This is a genomic window from Rubinisphaera margarita (genome assembly GCF_022267515.1).
In the GTDB taxonomy this organism is placed as follows: domain Bacteria; phylum Planctomycetota; class Planctomycetia; order Planctomycetales; family Planctomycetaceae; genus Rubinisphaera; species Rubinisphaera margarita.
The window spans coordinates 303,623-322,646 of sequence record NZ_JAKFGB010000020.1 but is presented as its reverse complement, the minus strand read 5'-3'; the positions used below and the strand labels follow the sequence as shown (position 1 = coordinate 322,646).

The following is a 19,024-nucleotide window of genomic DNA, read 5'->3' as shown; positions in this document are numbered from 1 at the left end:
CAGCTCCGGAAATACGTCCAGAGAAAACAGAAATCATGATTCACATTATCGACTACGGCATGGGAAATCTCCGCTCGGTGGAGAAAGGCTTTCAGAAGGTCGGAGCAGACGTGAAGATCTGCACCACCCCCGAGGAAATCCGCCACGCCGATCATCTCGTCCTCCCCGGAGTCGGTGCCTTCCGCGATGCGATGGCCCACCTGAGAGACGGCGATTTTGTCGAGCCGATTCTGGAGCACGTCGAGTCGGGTCGCCCATTCCTCGGTATCTGCCTGGGGCTGCAACTGCTGTTCGATGTCAGCTATGAAGACGGCGAATACAAAGGGCTCGGCATCATTCCCGGCGAGGTCGTTCGCTTCAAAGAGACGCCGGGCCTGAAGATCCCCCACATGGGCTGGAATCAGCTCAACGATGTCCGTCCGGACAATCCGATCCTGAAGGATATTCCCTCGGACGCCTGGTTCTATTTTGTCCACAGCTATCACGTCGTTCCGTCCGATGCAGCGGTCGTCGCCTCGAAAACCGAGCACGGCGAAAACGTCGTGGCAATGGCCTGGAAGAACAACGTCCACGCCGCTCAGTTCCACCCGGAAAAAAGCCAGGATCATGGCCTGCACCTGCTGAAGAACTTCGCCGCCATCTGATCGCCTGCAGCCTGGAACCGCGAATGGGTTGATTCCGCTTTGCCCGAACGATAGCGTGCGGACTCGCATTCTCATTTTTTCGGGGCTCCTTGCGCCCGGTTTCTGTTACGAGGGATTCCTGAGATGGAATTGATTCCAGCTATCGATCTACTGAACGGCCGCTGCGTCCGCCTGCGTCAGGGCGACTACAATCAGGAAACCGTCTTCAACGATGATCCTGTCGCCGTCGCCAAACAGTGGGCCGATCAGGGAGCGACGCGAATTCACCTGGTCGATCTCGACGGAGCCAAAGCGGGCAAAGTGGTCAACGGCGACGTCATCTCGCGAATCGTCAATGCGGTCGACGTCCCCTGCCAGCTCGGCGGCGGTCTCCGCAACAGCGAGTCGATCAAGACGATTCTCGATCTCGGCATCGACCGGGCCATCATCGGCACGCAGGCCCTGAAACAACCCGCCTGGTTCCGCCACGAGATCGAAGAACATCCCGGTCATCTGGCTCTCGGGCTCGATGCCAAAAACTCGATGGTCGCCACGGCAGGCTGGCTCGACGTGTCGCAGACCTCGGCGGTTGACCTGGCGCGTCAGTTCGAGGGCACGGAACTGGCCGCCATCATCTACACCAACATCGCAAACGACGGCATGATGCAGGGCATCGATGGAGGAACGCTCAAGGACTTCGAAGAACTCGCCCAGTTCGGCATCCCGATCATCGCCTCCGGCGGCGTGACGACGCTCAAGGACATCGAAAACCTGCTCGAAGTCGAAGAACGCAGTCCACTCGTCTCCTCCGCCATCATCGGCCGAGCCCTGTACGAAGGCACTATCGAACTCCCGGAAGCCCTGAAGCTGGTCAACCAGAGCTGAGTTCCCAAGTACCCAGCTTGCCGAACGGACGCAGCAATAGAACGGCTGGCTCAGACGCGTGCGTCTGAGTGGCGCAGCCACAAGAGGTCGCTAACCGATATTCCCTGTCGGAACCTGCAACGCCGGACAGCTACTTCGGGTGGCCCCGAAAGATTCTTTCGGGGCGGCGCAGCCGTCGGAGAACGGGATTTGACGTCCCACTGCAAAACACCGCCCAATGATGCATAGACAGGACTCTCTGTACCACCCTGGCCGCTGGTGGTTGGCACAGACGCGTGCGTCTGAGTGGCGCAGCCACAAGAGGTCGCCGACCGATGTTCCCTATCGGAACCGCCAGACTCTCACACTACTGCAGCGCCGGACAGCCTCTTCCTGTGACTTCGTCACCCAGACGTACACGTCTGGGCCGTCCCTGAGTCGTCGGCTTACAGGAAGGAAAGCTCAACCACGGGTGGCCCCGAAAGATTCTTTCGGGGCGGCGCAGCCGTCGGAGAACGGGATCTGACGTCCCACTGCAAAACACCGTCCAATGACGCACAGACAGGAATGTCTGTACCACCCTGGCCGCTGGTGGTTGGATCAGACGCATGCGTCTGAGTGGCGCAGCCACAAGACGTCGCTGACCGATGTTCCCTGTCGGAACCGCCAGACTCTCACACTGCTGCAGCGTCGGACAGTGCAACACCGGACAGCCTCTTCCTGTGACTTCGTCACCCAGACGTACACGTCTGGGCCATCCCTGAGTCGTTGGTGCACAGTCAGGAATGTCTGTGCCACAGGCTTGGGGCTCTCACGCTGAAGACAGGCCTCCTGTTCCTTCGCAACACAGAGATCAATCTCTGTGTCATCCCGGTGGGAGGGAGCCTTACTTTGAGCGGAGCGGGCGAAGCGACGTCAGGCGTCGTCGCCGGAGCTGGCGTGCTTGACGATGTGGACCGAATTGCCGCGTTCGTTGTAGCAGACTTCATCGAGGAAACTGCGGACCAGCAGGACGCCGCGGCCGCCGCAGCGTTCGAGGTTTTCCTCATCGGTCGGGTCGGGCAGATGAGAAGGATCGAAGCCTTCCCCTTCATCGGTAATGGTGACATCGATCCGCGTCGCTGACAGGTTCCATTCCACGGTCACCGACTTGTCGTAGTCCATTCGGTTCCCGTGACGGATCGCATTGGTCAGCAGCTCGGAGAGTGCGAGCCGCGTGCTGAACAGATCGCGGGAGCTGAACGACTGCTGCTCCATCTGCTCAATAATCTGGTCCTGCAGATCGAGAGCGCAGGCGTCGTCACTCGGGATGACGACACGTGTGGTGGTCGGACAGCCGGAACTGGAAGACTGTGAACTTTTCGGCTGTTGCATAATCCCGTCGCATTTCCAGGCCCGCGGAAAGATGTCGATCAGGGAGTTCAATCAGAAAGGAACCAGGAAACCGACAGAGTCAGTCGCATGCTATTCGCTACCCCGACGTTTCTCGATGGTGAGCACGTTGCCCTTTGAATTGTACTCAATGACATCCATGAAGGCCCGCATCAACATGATGCCACGCCCGCAAGGCCGTTCAAGATTTTCATCGGCCGTGGGATCTGGAACGTCTTCCATGCGGAAGCCTTCGCCCTGATCTTCGATCACGACCTTAACTACCTCGTGCGTGATCCCCCACTCAATCAGAACGGTCTTGTCCAGATCCATTCGATTGCCGTGTTTGATCGCGTTGATAATGCCTTCTTCAAGCGCCAGGCGTGTACTGAATACGTCGCGTTCAGAGAATTCGTACTTCTCCATCAGAGCGATAATTCGCTCCTGGATTTCCTGCCCGCGAGCCGTGTCGCTCGGAATCCGTTCGCTGAAGAATTCGTCGAATTTCTCGGCCAAAATCATCTCACCAGTTACCGCGTCTCGCGAACTGCCGGAAAATTGAAAACGAATTCCACTCGTTCAATGACTTCTGGAACTCGCCAAAAGAGATCTCCCCGCTGCCCGAGAACGTTGACACTCTGAGACAGCCGGGAACTGCTGTGATCGCGGACCGCGTCCGCGCCTGAGCCCTCCGGACGCCGATCAACACTCTCGACCAGCCGCAGGGACAGGTCCTGGGTTAAAAGCCCTGCAGGGCGTCTTCCTGAGTGTCTTTGATATCAAACAGCTTGTTGAGCTTGGTGATCGCGAACACTTCATAGATGTCGGGACGAATGGCGCACAGCCGCAGCTTGCCGCCGGCTCCCTTCACCTTCTTGTCCATCGTGATCAATTTCCCCAGTGCTGCGCTGGACAGATACTCGACATTCGAGAAGTCGAGGATGATCCGTTTCCGACCATCTTCCTCGACGAGCGCGAACAGCTGACTGCCGATCTGCTGAATATTGTTCTCGTCCAGAATCTTGCGATCAACAAAGGTTGCGATTGTCACATCACCGACTTCTTCGACATCAATGCGTCGGCCTGTTGCCATATTTTTCTTCCTAACACGACTAAAGTAATGGACCCGCAGAGCGTTCGTCGTCCAGATTCCGGGATGACAGTCGAAGTCCCGGGTGCTCCCTGTCGAAGATGGACTATCCGACAGGTCTTGTCCAGACCGGAAACTCAAAGAGCCACCAGGACCGGATTGAGCGCTGAATTCTGACGAACTTCTGTCCTGTGAAGAACAATGGGGACGAGTATATCACTGGTCGCATCAGATTACACGCGAAAACAGACCGTGGAAACCGTCGTTCGAATTCGCGGCAACGAGTCGATGCGAACCACCGAAACTCTGAGAAACTCAATAGGAATTGATCGTTGTCGACAATCAGAAAATCGACATAAGAATTTGTTTATATTGAGCGACTTTCCGGTAATTGTCAACCAGGATTCGCGCCGGCGATCAGGGAAGCGTTCTTCCCAGCAACTCCGGCAGTACAATCGATTCCAGCCGCATAGCATCCTCAAAGACCGTCCATTTCTTAGTCGGCACCTCAGCGAACGCTCGACGAAACCGCAGTGAGTCCGGCGGATCCGGCGTCACATTGCGAACGCAGATGCCAAGCACCTGATCGGGATAGCGGCGGGCAATGTCGCCGTACATCTCCGGGTCCTTCTCGCCGGTATCGCCAAACAGCAGAAATCTCCGCTCGGGAAACCGCTCCATCAGGTTCGCGATCACCTTCCGTTTCTTCTTGTGAGACGGAAAAATCTTCTTCAGAAACGTCACGTCTTTCAGGTCAAACTTCCGCAAATGAATAGAACCTTCCGGGAAGCCGTGTTCTCCCAAAAACCGTGAAACCGTCGCGATCATCTGCCAGGGAGTCGCCGAGATGTAGTGAAAGCTACTGTCGCGAGCCGCCAGCTTTTGAAAGACTTCGGCCATCCCTTCGATGGCACGGAACGGACGCAGAAATGTATTGGCCAGCAATTCCGACTTATTGGCCACATTCGAGAACTTGATCGTGTCGTCAATATCGGAAATGACCGACAGCCCGGTCGGCGGAATCAGATAAACGTCGCCGGCTGCCTTCAAATCGCAATCGGTCCGCAAGGCCCTCAGGCTCGTTTTGAGACTCCCGAACGACGTGTGCGTGCACAGTTCCTCACTCGGCAGCGCCAGATTGAGAGCCGACTTGAAGTGCCCGTTCCGCTTCGATTTGACGGCCAGCTTGACCGTTTCCCGATCCGCGACTTCGACGACGATCTTCTTGCGATTGTCGACCACGAAACCGAGTGCCCGTTCGCGGAAAAAGGGCGGGTCAGGTACGCCGCGGTCCAGTTTGAGAGTCCGGCGTAAAATCGCCGCCCGTGCCCGCTGAAACTGCACTTCTTCGACACTGTTGAAGCACCAGCCGTGCACATCCGCCAGCCACGTCTCCGTCATCGCATCGTGATGGGCCACTGTTGGAAACAGGACCAGACTCTCGCCAACAAGGCTCAAAACAGACTCCCGGTTAAACGCATTTCCAGCGCGGTCCACTCCCGCGCTGGATTTAGGACGGCTCCCAGCCCTCCCCCTTCTGATCAATCCGCTCGGACGCCGCGAGTCGTATTAAACATCGCACAGGGCAACGGCCTGCTGCAGACCAGTCAGGGCGTCGCGTGTCGGAATGTATTCCTGACCGACGTAGCCGTCGTAACCGACGTCCAGCAGAGCCTGCATCACGGCGGGATAGTTAATCTCCTGCGTGTTGTCGAGTTCACCCCGGCCCGGATTGCCAGCCGTGTGAATGTGCCCCAGATAATCCTTGTGCTGCCGGATGCGGCGGATCACATCGCCATCCATGATCTGCACGTGATAGATATCGAAGAGCAGTTTCATTCGCTCCGAGCCGACCCGTTCGCACAGATCGATGCAGTACTCAACGTGATTGCCCTGATACCCCGGATGCCCCTTCATCGGATGGGTGTCGTCGCGAGTATTCAGATGTTCCAGGCAGACATTGATCTTATGCTTTTCGGCGAGCGGCATGATTCGCTTGAAAAACTTCACACAATTGTCCGCCCCTTCTTCCGGGGTCAGATCGCCGCTCATGCCGGTGAACGTGATCACGCTCGGACAACCGAACTCGGCGGCCTGTTTGATTCGCTTCGTCAGAATCTCTTCGCAAGCCTCCCAGTTCTTCGGATCGTTCGGCCCGGCCTTGAAGCCGTGGCTGCCGGCGATCGCACAGGTGAGGCCATGCTTTTTCAGCGTCGGCCAGTGTTCCGGATCGATCAGCTCGATACTCGGCACGCCCAGATCGACGCACAACTGGCACATCTCTTCAACATTCCAGTACGGCCTGTAGCACCAGTGAACCAGCGACTGCTTGATTCGTCCGTTCTTCGCAACCTTTCCCGAGGCCGCCTCTTTCCCGACCGCCTGCCGTCCGACCAGCAACCCGGCGGAAGCGGCAACCGCTCCCTGCAGCAGCGTGCGGCGATTGCTGAGGAAACCCTGTTCGGCGGAAGTCTGTTCCGGTGTCTGACTCATCTCTCTGGCTCCTCAGCTGGGACAATGTTAACTCACGACAGTGCATCACCGAGTCAGCATACTTGGCGAGGTTTTAACTGTCGAGCAACGTCCGATGAATTGACCGTGAAGCCCCCATTCCGGCGGCAACTTTCGCCCACGCAGAGGGTGGCCGCGATAGCTCTGCTATCGGGGCGGCGAAGCCGTCGGAGAATGCCATCTGACGCGTGCTTCAAGCTGAGCACTGCTCCCCCAGGCATTGTCTCGACTCAATGACTGATCCCGTCAAATCCCACCCGAGGAGCACATCTCCATGAAGCCCCCGTCCGAGAAACTATCGGCTCGTCGCCTGCTGCCGGAGTTGCTCGTGAATGTCGACCCCAACCCGTTCATTCCACTTCTCCAGCAGTTTCTGCGTGAACTCGCCGGGGCACGACAGGCCGGCCACGGCACTGTTCAGCCGGGAGACGCCGAGCAGACAGTACGGCGTCGAGGTTGTAAAGATCTCCTGTGACTGCAGCAGATCATCGACCGTCATTTCCTGAACCGAAAACGGCAGTCCGAGTTCTTTCGCCAGTTCGATCGTGATCGCTCGCGTCACGCCGGGCAGAACGGTTTCTTCGGCGGGCGTTCGCAGCTCCCCATCGCGGACGAGAAACAGATTGGCCGTGGTCGTTTCGCGAATAAAGCCGAACTGATCGCAGACAATCGCCCGCGATCCCGGATACCGCTGCTGCACATCACGGTCGGCCAGATACCAGCTGACCCGGCTGCGGGTCTTCGCCGCGACCGGTACACAGCGGTCGGGCACCTGCGGCACACTCGAAATCGCCAGATGCTGCCCCTGAAGCGTCGCCGGAGCCCAGAGCTCTCCCGGCAGTTCGAACGTGTGAGCAAAGAACGTCGGCTCGATGACCGCCCCTGCTCCGACATACGTCCGGTTCGGCCCCGGCGTCGCTGAGAGAATCACGCCGAGCTCGCCGTGTTCGCCCAAATCCTGAAAGTTGTGGTCAACGATTTCCTTTATTGCCTCGGCAACCCGGCTCTGATCGGGCAGCGGAATGCCGAGCACAGCCGCCGAGTTTTCAAGCCGCTTCCAGTGGGCGTCCCATTCGAAGATTCGCCCGCGGAAGGTCCGCAGCATCTCGGTGATGGAGACGCCGTGGACGATGCCCATGTCCGAAACGGGGAGCTTCAGATCGGCTGCGTCGATGATTCGTTCGTTGAGATAAGCAATCGGGTTGAGCTGGGACATTCTGTTCATTCGTCAAAGGGGACTTTGGCGGAATCGGTAGAACCGGTGCGACCGCCAGTGTCGGCAATCGGCCATTTCCGGTAAACAGCAGGCTTCAAAGCCGGGGCGGGACCGATATAATCGAAAGAGGGCCGGACCGCGTCAAATGCGCAGAATTCTCCAATCCGCTTCGTTTCAGATCTGGAGAATGGATTTCGCGTCAGTACGATCGAGACATCGTACGAGCCGGGAACTCTCTTTGCGAATCGCGGCCACTGCACTTACTCGAAGGATCCTCGATATGCCGGCGCGTCTGCAACCTTTAGATTCGACTCGCACTGTTTCCGTCGACAAACCGATTCTGTTTGTCGGCCGCCACCCGGAGTGCGATCTGGTCATCAACACCAGCCGCAAGGTGTCGAGAAAGCACTGCTGTCTGGCCGAAATCAACGGCAAGTTCCTGGTCCGCGACCTGGGCAGCACGAACGGCGTGCAGATTAACGGCAAGCGGGTTTCCGGAACGAAGGAACTCAACTCGGGTGACGAACTGGTCGTCGGCGATGTCGTCTACACCTTCTTCGACGCCTCGGCTCCCAAACAGAAAGCCGCCGCCCCACCGCCGAGTCCCCCTCTCTCCGACGACGGCGTCCCCTTCCGCGACAACACCGACTCCAAGACCGACTCGCGCGAGATCGTCCACTACGACCACGAACTCAGCAGCGACATCCCGGTCATGATCGACGAAGAGGACGAAGCCTTCGAAGACTACTCCGACGGCCCCAGCTACGACGACCTCCTGAGCGGAAGTGACTCGCGGAACTAACGTGATCCACGCAACATCACGTGCCAGGTGCCATGCCCACGCTCGCGTGGGCATGCAGGCACATTGAACTCATTCGTCATCGGGAACGCCGAAATGCCTCCCTAGCGACGTTTCCTGCCAGAGGACGGTTTTCTTTCTGAAGTTGATGATGAGGAAATCGTCCTCCAGAACGAAGATCGCCGATTCAGCGTTGTCACAGCGTCCGCCCTGCACATTGCCCGAGCTGTCGATCACGGCATACGCGGGCAGTTTCTTCTTGAGAAAGACTTCAACCTCTTTACCGCTGAAGTAACCGCCGTCGCTGTAGATTTTCAACTCGTCACATCCAGAGACGCTGTAGTGGCGATCATCAGCGAGATAGTACGAGAATGGTCCCTTGTTGAAGGGCTTGTAGACCGAATGCAGATGCTTCCTCGCAAACGCGTCCAGGCGAGCATTGAAGGTCAACTCGTCTTCCGACCAGACCACATCGTCGAGTTCCTCTCGCACAATGAGCCAGTCGACAGGCTTCTCCGCCGGCTGCGTCGCAATAATCGCTTCGTCAGTTTCCAGCAGCACAAAGAGCGAGAAAACGATTGGCAACGCGGAAGCAATTAACGGACGGGGGCTAAAACGTCGCATAAGAACCTCTCGGCAACTAAGTTAAGCTCAGCCAAAACAATCGAATGGGTGCCATGCCCACGCTCGCGTGGGCATGCTTGTGAGCGGCAGTCGCCTGTCTTATCCGAGTTCAACGATTTCCAGTTGAAGGCCAGCGATGCAAAGACGTTTTGGCAACTGGCCGCAACGCGATTCCTCTTGCTGACCTGTTGGTCTAGCTTCGAGGACTTTTCCGTAATGTTTATTATGTGAGAGAACAGTCGAAAATTGAAGACAAGTCGCTTGTTGCCTGGCAACACAGAGATGAATCTCTGTGCCATCCCCTGTTCTAATCAATGAAAAAGAGCATGCCCACGCAAGCGTGGGCATGGCACCCGTTGTTGGTTTCTCGGGGCTTAATCCCGGGAGCCTGGGGTGATTTCCAGGTTCAGAGTTTTGTCGCCACGCTGGAGTTGGATCTTCACCGTTTCGCCGATCTTCAGGGCTTCGATGGCGTAGGTGTAGTCGTAGATGTTCTCGATCTTTCTCCCGGCCAGTTCGGTGATGACATCGCCTCCCTGGATGCCGGCTTCATCGGCCGGGCCGCCTTTGCCGACGCCGGAGAGTTGAACGCCCTTCACGTCGGAGGCTGAGTAATCGGGGATGGTGCCGAGGTAGGCGCGGAGGTTGGCGCGGCGCTGATCTTCCGGCCGCGGCTGGTTGATGTAATCGGGTGTCGTTTTGCTCGTCGCCAGACCTCGGGCGATCAGGCCCATGAGCCGTGCGATCTTCGCGGCCATCTCGTAGTTGATCTTCTCCGGCGTATCCCTCGGCGTGTGATAATCCTCGTGCGTGCCGGTGAAGGCGGAGAGAATCGGGACGCCGTTCATGAAGAAGACACTGGCATCGGTCGGGATGTAGCTGTCGTTCTGCAGCGTGAGCGGAAGCCCGACCGGGGCGTTCCGCTGTTCGATGACCGACTTCCAGATCGACGAGGAGCCGACGCCCTGCAGGACGAGCGCCTTATCGAAGCGGCCGACCATGTCCATGTTCAGGCAGGCGGCAATGATCATCCGCAGTGTCACTTCCATCTCGTGCGGGTTTTCTTCGCCCTCCTTCTTCTCGCCGTCCTTTTTCTTGGGAGCGAAATTCTTGAACGGCTCCAGTTCCTTGTTGAGCTCCTTCACGAAGTGATTCGCTCCGAACAGGCCGAGTTCCTCACCCGACCAGGCAACGAAAATGACATCGCGTTCGAGCTTGAGTTTCTTGTCTTTGGCCGAGTTGGAAAGATACTCGGCGATCTCGAGCATGGCCGCCGTGCCGGAGGCGTTGTCGTCAGCTCCGTAGTGAATCTGCTCCGACTCTTTATCGGAAGCGAGTGAAGACGAGGTGCCGCCGCGACCAAGATGGTCCACGTGAGCGCCCACGAGCACGGCTGGGAGCGGATGCGGGAGATCATTCGCTTTGAGAATACCGATCACATTGCGCCCCGTCTTCGTCACCTGCTTGATATCGATGGTGACGGCCAGTTCCTTCCCCTTGCCCGCGAAGCCCATGACCGGATTGCCGGAGTCGAGCTCGGTCTGGTAATCCTTGAGCGACTTCTTCGCGTTTCCGAGCAGGGTGGAGGCGAGCTCATCGGTCACGCTGATGACGGGGATACTCGTCCCGGCCATTGATCCGTCGTATCGCAGTTCGATCAGCTGACTGTTGACCTGCGAGTTCGGTCCGGAGACGACAATCAGCCCCTTGGCACCACGATCCCGGGCGACCATCGCCTTGTATCGCAGCGACGCATACGTAGCCCAGTACTGCCGCTGTTCGGGGCTGATGTCTTCCGGCAGATAGCGGAAGACGACGACCCATTTGTCTTTGACATCCAGATGCACGAACGAGTCGTATTCTTCGTACGTGTCGTTGCCGGGAGCGACGATGCCGTAGCCGGCGAAGGCGAACTGATCCGACTTGAACTCACCGGTTTCGGAAAACGAAATCGGACGCCAGTCTTCGTGCAGTTCGTGCTCTTCACCATCGAAGGTCAGCTGATTGCTGTCGCCGAGATCGATCCCGGCTGTGAATTCGAACTTCTGGAAATAGCTGTCGCCATCGCCGCCCGGTTCGAGGCCGAGTTCTTCGAAGTACGTGGCCACATACTGTGTCGCGAGCCGTTCCCCTTCGGTGCCGGTGAGGCGGCCGGCCAGTTCTTCGCGGCAGAGAAAGTTGACGTGTCGGGCGACATCGGCGGCGCGGAAATCGGCAGCCGACTGTCGGTAACTTTCGGAAGCCGACTTTGCGACCTCGGCGTCCGTCAGTCCGGAGGAGCCGAGCAGTTCAAGCGCGGCTTCGTGGTTCCAGTCGGCGATAAAGAGCTGAGAATCGTTGCTGCTCGTGCGATTCGAGGTCCACACGAGTTGTTCGCCATCAGGGCTGAAGGCGGGGAGTCCGTCGAAGCCATCGGTGTACGTCACGCGCATCGGACCCGACTTGCCGTCCGTCGAGACGATGTAGAGCTCGAAGTTGGCGAAGCCGAGACGGTTTGTGGTGAAGATGAGGTACTTGCCGGAAGGATGGTAGAACGGAGCCCACGACATCACACCCCAGTCGGTGATCTGCTTCACGTCGCTGCCGTCGATGTTCATCGTCATGATCTCGGCGACCGCTCCGTTCTCGTTGAAGCGACGCCAGCAGATCCGCTGCCCGTCCGGCGAGAAGAAGGGCCCGCCATCGTAGCCGAGCGTATCGGTCAACTTGCGCACATTCGAGCCGTCGGAGTTCATGATGTAGATCTCCATCATGGACGCCGGATCGAGTTCGAACAGCTCCTTCTCTTTCGGAGTCAACTCCCGTTCATACGCCTGCCGGTTCGAAGCAAAGGCGATCAGCTTGCCATCGGGGGAATACGAACCTTCCGCGTCGTAGCCGAGTTCATTAGTGAGAGCGGTGTACTCTTCGTTCTCGCTGTCGTACTGATACAGGTCGTACTGCGGATCGTAGTCCCAGGAATATCGCTTCTCTTTCCCTTCCGCCCGAAACTGCAACTCGGCTTTCTGCTTGGCGACCGCTTCGGGATCGGCGTGCGTGGAAGCGAACAGATACTTGTCTCCACTCGGGTGGATCCAGGCACAGGTTGTTTTGCCGGAACCGGGGGAGATGCGGGTTTCATCACCGGTTTCGAGGTCGAGGACGTAAATCTGGAAGAACGGATTCCCCGGCTCGCGTTCGCTCTGGAAGATGAGCTGGGAGCCATCGGCACTGAAGTAGCCTTCCCCGGACCGCCGCCCGGCAAAGGTCAGCTGGCGGGTGTTGGAGAGCAGGAGCGATTCCTGTTCCTGAGCATCCGGCTCGGCTGCGAGGGCGGGAATGGCGAACAGTCCGCAGAGGACAAGAAGCAAAAGGCGGGACATGAGGATCACTTTCATGGGGATTGATTCTCTCGCGATGATCGATGTTATCTCGCCCCTGGAAGCAAAACGCACGCGGCAAGTTGAAACCAGGGTGGCCCTGACAGCTCGGCTATCAGGGCGGCGCAGCCGTTGGAGGCTGCATTCAGACGTACTAATGGCACTTTGCTGTTTTGCCGTTCGTTGCCAGGACGAAGCCCATTGTCCGAATGACGATCAACAGCTTCGCCGACGGAATACCATTATGGGAAGCGGGAAGACTTTGACAACACTCGCGGAACCCCCGCCGTAGCGGCGGCAGGGATGCCGCCGGTCCTTTCTTACTTCCGGAAGCCGGTGCCCGTGGTGGCTTTCCAGGCGAGGCTGAGCAGGTCGGCTTTGGAGAGTTTGGGGCGCTGTTCGAGGACTCGGTAGTCGATCTGCCGAATTTTGTCGCAGAGATGCAGGCCGCCGAGGGCGAACAGGCGGATATCGAAGCGGATGTTCCGCGGGACGCGCTGGCCGAGCGGGCCGCCGCTGAGTAGAAGCTGCTCGGCTCGATCGACCTGGAATGCGAGCAGCCTTTGAAACGCGGGCGTTGACCGGCCGTGAGCGAGATCACTTTCGTTGACGCCGTAGCGATTCAAATCTTCCTGCGGCAGATAGACTCTTCCGATTTGCAGATCGCGATGTACGTCCTGCCAGAAGTTGATCAGTTGCAGTCCGGTGCAGACATCATCAGAGAGCCGGAGTGTTTCGTCGTTCGCCGCCTCGGCCAGATGCAGCAGGATTCGCCCGACAGGGTTGGCGCTCTGTACGCAGTAAGATTGCAGATCGGCGAAGGTCTCGTAGCGGGTTTGCCGCTGGTCGCGTTCGAACGCTGAAATCAGATCGTGGAACAGATCGGGCGGCACGTTCCGCTGGCGGATCGTATGGCCGAGGGCGACATAAACGGGATGCTGAGCGCGGTTGTTCAGGCAATCTTCGAGCCCGCTTCGCCACCAGGCAAGCAGCGAGAGGGATTCCTCGCTCGATTCGACTTCATCGCCAAGGTCATCGGCCCAGCGGCAAAAGGCGTAGACGTTGTAGAACGGTTGCCGCAGGTCGCGGGGGAGCAGTTTCGTAACGACCGGGAAGTTCTCGTAATGGGTGTGAGCGAGTGTCCGCGTGTATTCTTCGGCTTCGGCCAGCGTCACGGTTCGAGACGGAGAATCGGGCCCCCACTGTTCGAGCTCACGCTGAAAAATCGTTGCGGTCGAAATGGGACTATCCTCGTTCTGGCCAGATTACTTCACGGTCAGCGAGGCCAGATCGGCGGCTCGCTGGCGGAATTCTGGCGAATGCAGAGCGTCCTTCGCAACCGAGTTGCCTTTCAGATAGCAGTCGAGAAACGTGAGCGTTGTACTTTTCACGAGCAGCGAATGATCGGGAGCGACGGGTCCCGTATTCGCCCGAGTGCGAACACCGCTGATGCCGCCGAAGTTATGGTGGGCTCCGTCAATCCACAACAGATACTTCTCGCCGGGCGCGAGATGATCGAACGCTTCTTTCCGCCATTCACCTTTGCTGCTCTCCCGACCCCGCCGCGGCGTGCCGTCGTTATCGCCGGTAATCATCAGAATGGGGCCGCGGATTGATTTGTAACCCGCCGGCTGGAACAACCCGCCCGTCCCCTGTGGACTGATGGCGATTGCACATTGAAAGCGTGGTTCGGAAAGCTGCTGCCCCACCCCCGGGATATCGAGCCCGCTGAGGAGCATCGTGGTATGCGCTCCGTAAGAGTGCCCGGTGACGGCCATCTTTTCGCGATCGATCTTCCCCTTCAGTTCAGGAATCGTCTCTTCCAGCCGATCGAGCGAATCGAGAAGGAACGTCACATCCTGCGGTCGTTCGTTCCAGACACGCGTGACGGCGGGCGAGTTAACGAAGTCGCCGATCGAACCAAACTCCCGGCGTTCTGCAGGCGTCAGCAACGAAATCGAATCGCCGAACGTCGGCTGAATGACGACATAGCCGTGACTGGCCCAGTGCTCGACGAGCGGCTCGTAACCGTCACGCGAGCCGCCGGCTCCGTGGCAATGGACGATCAACGGAAGAGCCCCTTCGACCTCCGGCACTGTGATTCGCAGCGGAAGCGTCTTGCCACGAGTCGCATCGTCCAGGTCGAACTCATGGGCCTCGAAACTAAACGTCCCCGCCTCGGTGCCGTAGAGCTCGGAGTTCTGCGGATCGATCTGAGCCGGAATCGATTCTTCGTTTCTGCCGGCCAGATAGTTCCGGATCTGCTCCAACCGCTCCGGCGAGATCCGCCGTTCTCTCTGAGCCGAGGCCGCATGAGGGAGAAGCAGGCAGATGGTCATGGCAGCTACAAAAATTCGCATCGTGATATCCCGGCCGGCTGAAGGTTGTCGTCTTACTGATTTAACCACGAAACCCCGCCGAAGGTTTCATGAAAAGCTCCGGTTGCGGGGAGTTTCAGCATTCGGCTTCTTACCACTCCCCGCTGGTGTGTGGTCCTGAAAGATGATGAAATCCAACGCAGTTCACGATTTGAAATGCAGGACGTCTCAATTGGTCGTCGCGCGGCTTCGGCGGCAAGATGCCGCCGCCACAGAGTCCACCGCCGTGGACCAGCGACAGGAAGGCGGGAGAGTTGCATCCGCGCTGGAGACGATTATCGTAAGGGACAGCAACCGAAGCTTCGTTTGCTGTGGTTAAGGAATTCCTGTCTCGCTCACCGGAAGAAGAGGTCCCTGTGAAAACAGTCTTTGCATTTGTGTTTGCCGTGATGATCGCGGCTGCGTCTCCGCTGTCCGCAGCCGAACGGCCGAATATTCTGTTCATCTTCACCGACGATCACGCTCCGCACGCCATTGGGGCCTATGAAGGCTGGCTGCAGAATGTGAATCCGACGCCGAACATCGACAAGCTCGCCGAGCAGGGCATGCTGTTCCGCAACAGTTTCTGCTCGAACTCGATCTGCGGACCGAGCCGGGCGGTAATCCAGACCGGCCTGCACAGTCATTTGAACGGTTTTATGGACAACGGCGACCGCTTCAACGGCGATCAGCAGACATTCCCGAAGCTGCTCCAGAAAAAGGGCTATCAAACCGTGATGCTCGGCAAATGGCATCTCGGCACCGATCCGCAGGGATTCGATCACTGGAAGGTGCTGCCCGGTCAGGGAGACTACTACAACCCGGCCTTCAAAACGCCGAAAGGCCGCGAAGTTCAGGAAGGTTACTGCACCGACTTGGTGACCGATGAAGCGCTGAACTGGCTCAAGGAACAACGGGACGACTCAAAGCCGTTCATGCTGATGTGCCAGCACAAGGCCCCGCACCGCACGTGGATGCCTCCCCTGCACTACCTGACGCTGTACGACGATGTCGACATTCCCGAGCCAAAGACGTTGTTCGACGAATGGGAAGACAACGCCAGTCCGGCCCGGCATCAGGAGATGGAAATCGACGGGCATCTGAATATCGTCTTCGACTGCTTTGGCCCGCCGATTCATGGCTGGGACCCGTATGCCGGGAAGTCGGTCGACCGCTCGGGAGCGAAGAACCTCGAGAAGATGACGCCGGAACAGCTGAAGCAGTGGAACGCTGTCTTCGACATGAAGAACAACGAACTGAAGAAGCTGAACCTCACCGGCAGGGAGCTGATCCGCTGGAAGTATCATCGCTACATCCGCAACTACCTTCGTTGCGTGAAAGGTGTCGACGACAGTGTCGGGCGGCTGATGGATTACCTGAAAGAGTCGGGGCTCGATGAGAACACGATCGTCATCTACTCTTCGGACCAGGGTTTCTATCTGGGTGACCACGGCTGGTACGACAAACGCTGGATGTACGAAGAATCGCTGAAGATGCCGCTGATCGCGAAGTGGCCGGGTGTCATCGAGCCGGGTTCTGTGAATACCGACCTCGTCCAGAACCTCGATTACGCCGAGACGTTCCTCGACATCGCCGGAGTCGAAATTCCTGAGAACATGCAGGGCAAATCGCTGGTGCCGCTGATGAAGGGAGAAACTCCGGACGACTGGCGGGACGCGATTTATTACCACTACTACGAGTACCCCAGCGTGCACATGGTCGCGAAGCATCGGGGCATCCGTACCGATCGCTACAAGCTGATTCAGTTCTATCAGTTCGGCGAATGGGAGTTCTACGATCTGCAGGAAGATCCGGAAGAACTGACCAACCTGTACGGCAAGGAAGAGCATGCCGAGAAAATCGCCGAGATGAAGCAGAAGCTCGACCAACTGGCCGAGCATTACAAAGATGATTCGGACATCAGCGAGATGCCCGACGACTGGAAGAAGAAAATGCGAGCCGAGTCCTGATTCGGTTTCCCATTAACGCAAGAAAGGCTGGGATCGACGCTGTCGTCCCAGCCTTTTTCTCGTTACTTCGTAGAATCAGCCGTGTCGATCCATGCGGATGTTGTTGTTCCTGACTCGATGCCAACTCGGCTGGTCTCGCATCGGACCGCTGGGCCGTCCCTGAGCGGCGTTGCCGATCATCTCGCGAATCTTCTCGATGAGAGCCCGGCGATCAATCGGCTTGGACATGTAGACATCGCAGCCCGCCTTCAAGCATCGTTCGATCTCACCGGGAAAGACGTGAGCTGTGAGGGCAATGATAGGCAGCGTGTGCTGCTGCTCGCGGAGCCTGCGGGTCGCGGTGTAGCCATCGACGATCGGCATCTGCATATCCATCAGGATGACATCGATTGAAGAAGCTTCGTTCGAGTTCATCACGTCCAGGGCCTGCTGTCCGTTCTCGACGATGACGATCTCGGCTCCCGCCTTTTCAATAATGAACTGGACGAGCCGCTGATTGTCGATCCCGTCTTCGGCCAACAGAATCTTGCGGCCGTCGAGAGCATGCGCCAGCGAGGATCTGTTCGGCCGGTTGTCATCCACCGCGAGCGGCCGCTCGGGACGAACTTCGACTTTGAGGGTCGCGAGAAATTCGCTCCCCTTACCGACTTCGCTTTTGACCGAGACTTCACCGCCGAGACACCGGCAGAGGCTACGGCAGATGACCAGCCCCAGGCCTGTCCCGCCGAACCGACGGTTCGTGGAAGCATCTTCCTGGACGAAGGGTTCAAAAATGTGCGGCAGAACTTTGGATGAGATTCCAATCCCCGTATCGCGAACGATGAATTGAATTTCTCTCATTGCCAGATCCAGTGTTCGCGACTCGACCTCGATCTCGACCAACCCATCTTTCGTAAACTTGATGGCGTTTCCGACGAGGTTCATCAATACCTGACGGATGCGGACAGGATCGGAATGGATTTGTCTTGGCACGTCGTCGGCAATGATGGCTTTGAAATCGACGCCGTTTCGCTCGGCCTGCGGCTTGTAGAGGTTCACAACGTCGTTGATCAGGGAAAGGAGATCGAACCGCGTGTGGTTGATCTTCATCTTTCGGGATTCGATCTGCGCGACGTCAAGGATGTCGTTGACGATCAGCATCAGGTGATCGCTGTTCCGCTCGATGACTTCAATGTGCTCCAGCGCATCCTCCGACTTCATGACATTCCGCAGTTCTTCGGTGAAGCCGGAGATGGCTGTCAGCGGAGTGCGGATCTCGTGACTCATTCGCCCCAGGAACTGAGTCTTTGCCCGGGACGCGTCTTCAGCAACCAGTTTCGCATTACGCGAGCGGATATTGGCCGTGATCAGACATCCGAGAGTCAGCGCGACAAGAATCGAGCCGATGCCTCCGAGAATCCGAATGGAATAGACGTAAGGCGAATGGGCCTGCCAGCCATGCATTGGAGCTGCCAGAATCTGCCAGGAGCCTCCCAACAGCGAAATCCCCTGTCGGATCGGCTCCCGCTGTTCGATGTCTTCGCTTCCGTAGAAGTACTCGCCAGCGTCTCCTCTTCCGTCCTTCCCACGGATCGCGATCTCCAGCGACTTGGGAGCCCCTTGAAGGACTTCGTCGAGGAGCGTCTGCCCGTCGATGACGATTGCCGCCATTCCCCAGTACTTTTCGGAGGCTGGGTCATCAGGATCAGGCACGAAGATAGACGCACGATTGATAAAAGCCTTTCCGCCCCCCTGTATGAGCTTCAACGGGCCGGCCAGCACCGGATCCTTCGTGGACATGACGTGTTCAATCGCTTCGCGCTGGTGGGGAATCTCGAGCAGATTGACGCCTAGAGCTTCTTTGTTCGGCTCATACGGCCAGACGTTGCAGATGGTCGTACCGCGAGAAAGGGCGATATTGCGGATGCCCGGAGTGGCCGAAATCATGGTCGCGCCGAGACGGCCGAAACGCTCGGGGTCAATGGCGACACTGGGATCGGAAGAAACAAAAGCGCGGAGTGCGATCGTGAGCGACATCCGGGCGTTGACGGCCGATTCTGCCCGGGAACGAATCAATCCAAGTTCTTCAACGATATCGGCACGGACTTCGTGGTGATAGCGTTCATTCTCGAAGCTCTCGATCAGGAGAACTCCGGCCAGGCAGATCAGCAGTGCGACTCCCCCCCCGATCCAGGGGGCCAGTCGAGATGAAAGTGTCTTGAGGGACATCCGTAAACAGCTCCGTAATTCAGACTTCAATC

General features: G+C 57.9%; 15 protein-coding genes. 4 read left to right on the top strand and 11 right to left on the bottom strand.

Annotated elements, in window-relative coordinates:
* Positions 1-35: 35 nt before the first annotated feature.
* Positions 36-644 carry an imidazole glycerol phosphate synthase subunit HisH gene (gene hisH / locus L1A08_RS19925; protein WP_238758290.1) on the top strand — a complete coding sequence of 203 codons (609 nt, stop codon included), beginning with the start codon at positions 36-38 and terminating at the stop codon, positions 642-644.
* A gap of 123 nt (positions 645-767) precedes the next feature.
* On the top strand, positions 768-1,508 hold the full coding sequence (gene hisA / locus L1A08_RS19920; protein ID WP_238758289.1) for a 1-(5-phosphoribosyl)-5-[(5-phosphoribosylamino)methylideneamino]imidazole-4-carboxamide isomerase: 741 nt from the start codon (positions 768-770) through the stop codon (positions 1,506-1,508).
* Between the two features lie 894 nt (positions 1,509-2,402).
* Here hisA and L1A08_RS19915 read toward each other — a convergent pair.
* The 6 genes from L1A08_RS19915 to L1A08_RS19890 all read right to left on the bottom strand — a co-directional run bounded on the left by L1A08_RS19915 (position 2,403) and on the right by L1A08_RS19890 (position 7,675).
* Positions 2,403-2,861 carry an ATP-binding protein gene (locus L1A08_RS19915; RefSeq protein WP_238758288.1) on the bottom strand — a complete coding sequence of 153 codons (459 nt, stop codon included), beginning with the start codon at positions 2,859-2,861 and terminating at the stop codon, positions 2,403-2,405.
* Between the two features lie 90 nt (positions 2,862-2,951).
* Positions 2,952-3,380: an ATP-binding protein gene (locus L1A08_RS19910; RefSeq protein WP_238758287.1), complete on the bottom strand. Its 429-nt coding sequence runs from the start codon at positions 3,378-3,380 to the stop codon at positions 2,952-2,954.
* Between the two features lie 217 nt (positions 3,381-3,597).
* A complete protein-coding gene (locus L1A08_RS19905) occupies positions 3,598-3,951 on the bottom strand; it encodes an STAS domain-containing protein (protein ID WP_238758286.1) in 354 nt (117 codons plus the stop codon).
* Between the two features lie 414 nt (positions 3,952-4,365).
* Positions 4,366-5,406 (bottom strand): phosphatidate phosphatase App1 family protein, encoded by a 1,041-nt coding sequence (locus tag L1A08_RS19900; RefSeq protein WP_238758285.1) that lies wholly within the window; start codon positions 5,404-5,406, stop codon positions 4,366-4,368.
* Between the two features lie 111 nt (positions 5,407-5,517).
* The gene (locus tag L1A08_RS19895; protein ID WP_238758284.1) at positions 5,518-6,441 is read right to left on the bottom strand and encodes a hydroxypyruvate isomerase family protein; all 924 of its coding nucleotides are present in this window, start codon (positions 6,439-6,441) and stop codon (positions 5,518-5,520) included.
* Between the two features lie 313 nt (positions 6,442-6,754).
* Positions 6,755-7,675 (bottom strand): aminotransferase class IV, encoded by a 921-nt coding sequence (locus L1A08_RS19890; RefSeq protein WP_238758283.1) that lies wholly within the window; start codon positions 7,673-7,675, stop codon positions 6,755-6,757.
* Positions 7,676-7,955: 280 nt separating this feature from the next.
* Here L1A08_RS19890 and L1A08_RS19885 point away from each other — a divergent pair, with 280 nt between their 5' ends.
* Positions 7,956-8,477: an FHA domain-containing protein gene (locus tag L1A08_RS19885; protein WP_238758282.1), complete on the top strand. Its 522-nt coding sequence runs from the start codon at positions 7,956-7,958 to the stop codon at positions 8,475-8,477.
* Positions 8,478-8,546: 69 nt separating this feature from the next.
* Here L1A08_RS19885 and L1A08_RS19880 read toward each other — a convergent pair whose 3' ends face one another.
* From L1A08_RS19880 to L1A08_RS19865, 4 genes are all read right to left on the bottom strand, one after another.
* A complete protein-coding gene (locus L1A08_RS19880) occupies positions 8,547-9,098 on the bottom strand; it encodes a hypothetical protein (RefSeq protein WP_238758281.1) in 552 nt (183 codons plus the stop codon).
* A 374-nt stretch (positions 9,099-9,472) separates the two neighbouring features.
* Complete coding sequence (locus tag L1A08_RS19875; protein WP_238758280.1) at positions 9,473-12,475, bottom strand: M28 family peptidase; 3,003 nt, start codon at positions 12,473-12,475, stop codon at positions 9,473-9,475.
* A gap of 302 nt (positions 12,476-12,777) precedes the next feature.
* On the bottom strand, positions 12,778-13,632 hold the full coding sequence (gene hpnC, locus L1A08_RS19870; protein ID WP_238758279.1) for a squalene synthase HpnC: 855 nt from the start codon (positions 13,630-13,632) through the stop codon (positions 12,778-12,780).
* A 90-nt stretch (positions 13,633-13,722) separates the two neighbouring features.
* Positions 13,723-14,817, bottom strand: coding sequence for an alpha/beta hydrolase family protein (locus L1A08_RS19865; protein WP_238758278.1), 1,095 nt, complete (start codon positions 14,815-14,817; stop codon positions 13,723-13,725).
* Between the two features lie 374 nt (positions 14,818-15,191).
* Here L1A08_RS19865 and L1A08_RS19860 point away from each other — a divergent pair, with 374 nt between their 5' ends.
* Positions 15,192-16,784 (top strand): sulfatase family protein, encoded by a 1,593-nt coding sequence (locus L1A08_RS19860; protein ID WP_238758277.1) that lies wholly within the window; start codon positions 15,192-15,194, stop codon positions 16,782-16,784.
* A gap of 75 nt (positions 16,785-16,859) precedes the next feature.
* On the opposite strand, the gene L1A08_RS19855 is transcribed toward L1A08_RS19860, so the two are convergent.
* The gene (locus L1A08_RS19855) at positions 16,860-18,992 is read right to left on the bottom strand and encodes an ATP-binding protein (RefSeq protein ID WP_238758276.1); all 2,133 of its coding nucleotides are present in this window, start codon (positions 18,990-18,992) and stop codon (positions 16,860-16,862) included.
* Positions 18,993-19,024 lie beyond the last annotated feature (32 nt).

What these genes read in the sequence shown, in the direction of transcription:
- hisH (WP_238758290.1), top strand. Translation starts at nt 36, where the DNA reads ATGATTCACATTATCGACTACGGCATGGGAAATCTCCGCTCGGTGGAG.
- hisA (WP_238758289.1), top strand. Translation starts at nt 768, where the DNA reads ATGGAATTGATTCCAGCTATCGATCTACTGAACGGCCGCTGCGTCCGC.
- L1A08_RS19915 (WP_238758288.1), bottom strand. Translation starts at nt 2,861, where the DNA reads ATGCAACAGCCGAAAAGTTCACAGTCTTCCAGTTCCGGCTGTCCGACC.
- L1A08_RS19910 (WP_238758287.1), bottom strand. Translation starts at nt 3,380, where the DNA reads ATGATTTTGGCCGAGAAATTCGACGAATTCTTCAGCGAACGGATTCCG.
- L1A08_RS19905 (WP_238758286.1), bottom strand. Translation starts at nt 3,951, where the DNA reads ATGGCAACAGGCCGACGCATTGATGTCGAAGAAGTCGGTGATGTGACA.
- L1A08_RS19895 (WP_238758284.1), bottom strand. Translation starts at nt 6,441, where the DNA reads ATGAGTCAGACACCGGAACAGACTTCCGCCGAACAGGGTTTCCTCAGC.
- L1A08_RS19890 (WP_238758283.1), bottom strand. Translation starts at nt 7,675, where the DNA reads ATGTCCCAGCTCAACCCGATTGCTTATCTCAACGAACGAATCATCGAC.
- L1A08_RS19885 (WP_238758282.1), top strand. Translation starts at nt 7,956, where the DNA reads ATGCCGGCGCGTCTGCAACCTTTAGATTCGACTCGCACTGTTTCCGTC.
- L1A08_RS19880 (WP_238758281.1), bottom strand. Translation starts at nt 9,098, where the DNA reads ATGCGACGTTTTAGCCCCCGTCCGTTAATTGCTTCCGCGTTGCCAATC.
- L1A08_RS19875 (WP_238758280.1), bottom strand. Translation starts at nt 12,475, where the DNA reads ATGAAAGTGATCCTCATGTCCCGCCTTTTGCTTCTTGTCCTCTGCGGA.
- L1A08_RS19865 (WP_238758278.1), bottom strand. Translation starts at nt 14,817, where the DNA reads ATGCGAATTTTTGTAGCTGCCATGACCATCTGCCTGCTTCTCCCTCAT.
- L1A08_RS19855 (WP_238758276.1), bottom strand. Translation starts at nt 18,992, where the DNA reads ATGTCCCTCAAGACACTTTCATCTCGACTGGCCCCCTGGATCGGGGGG.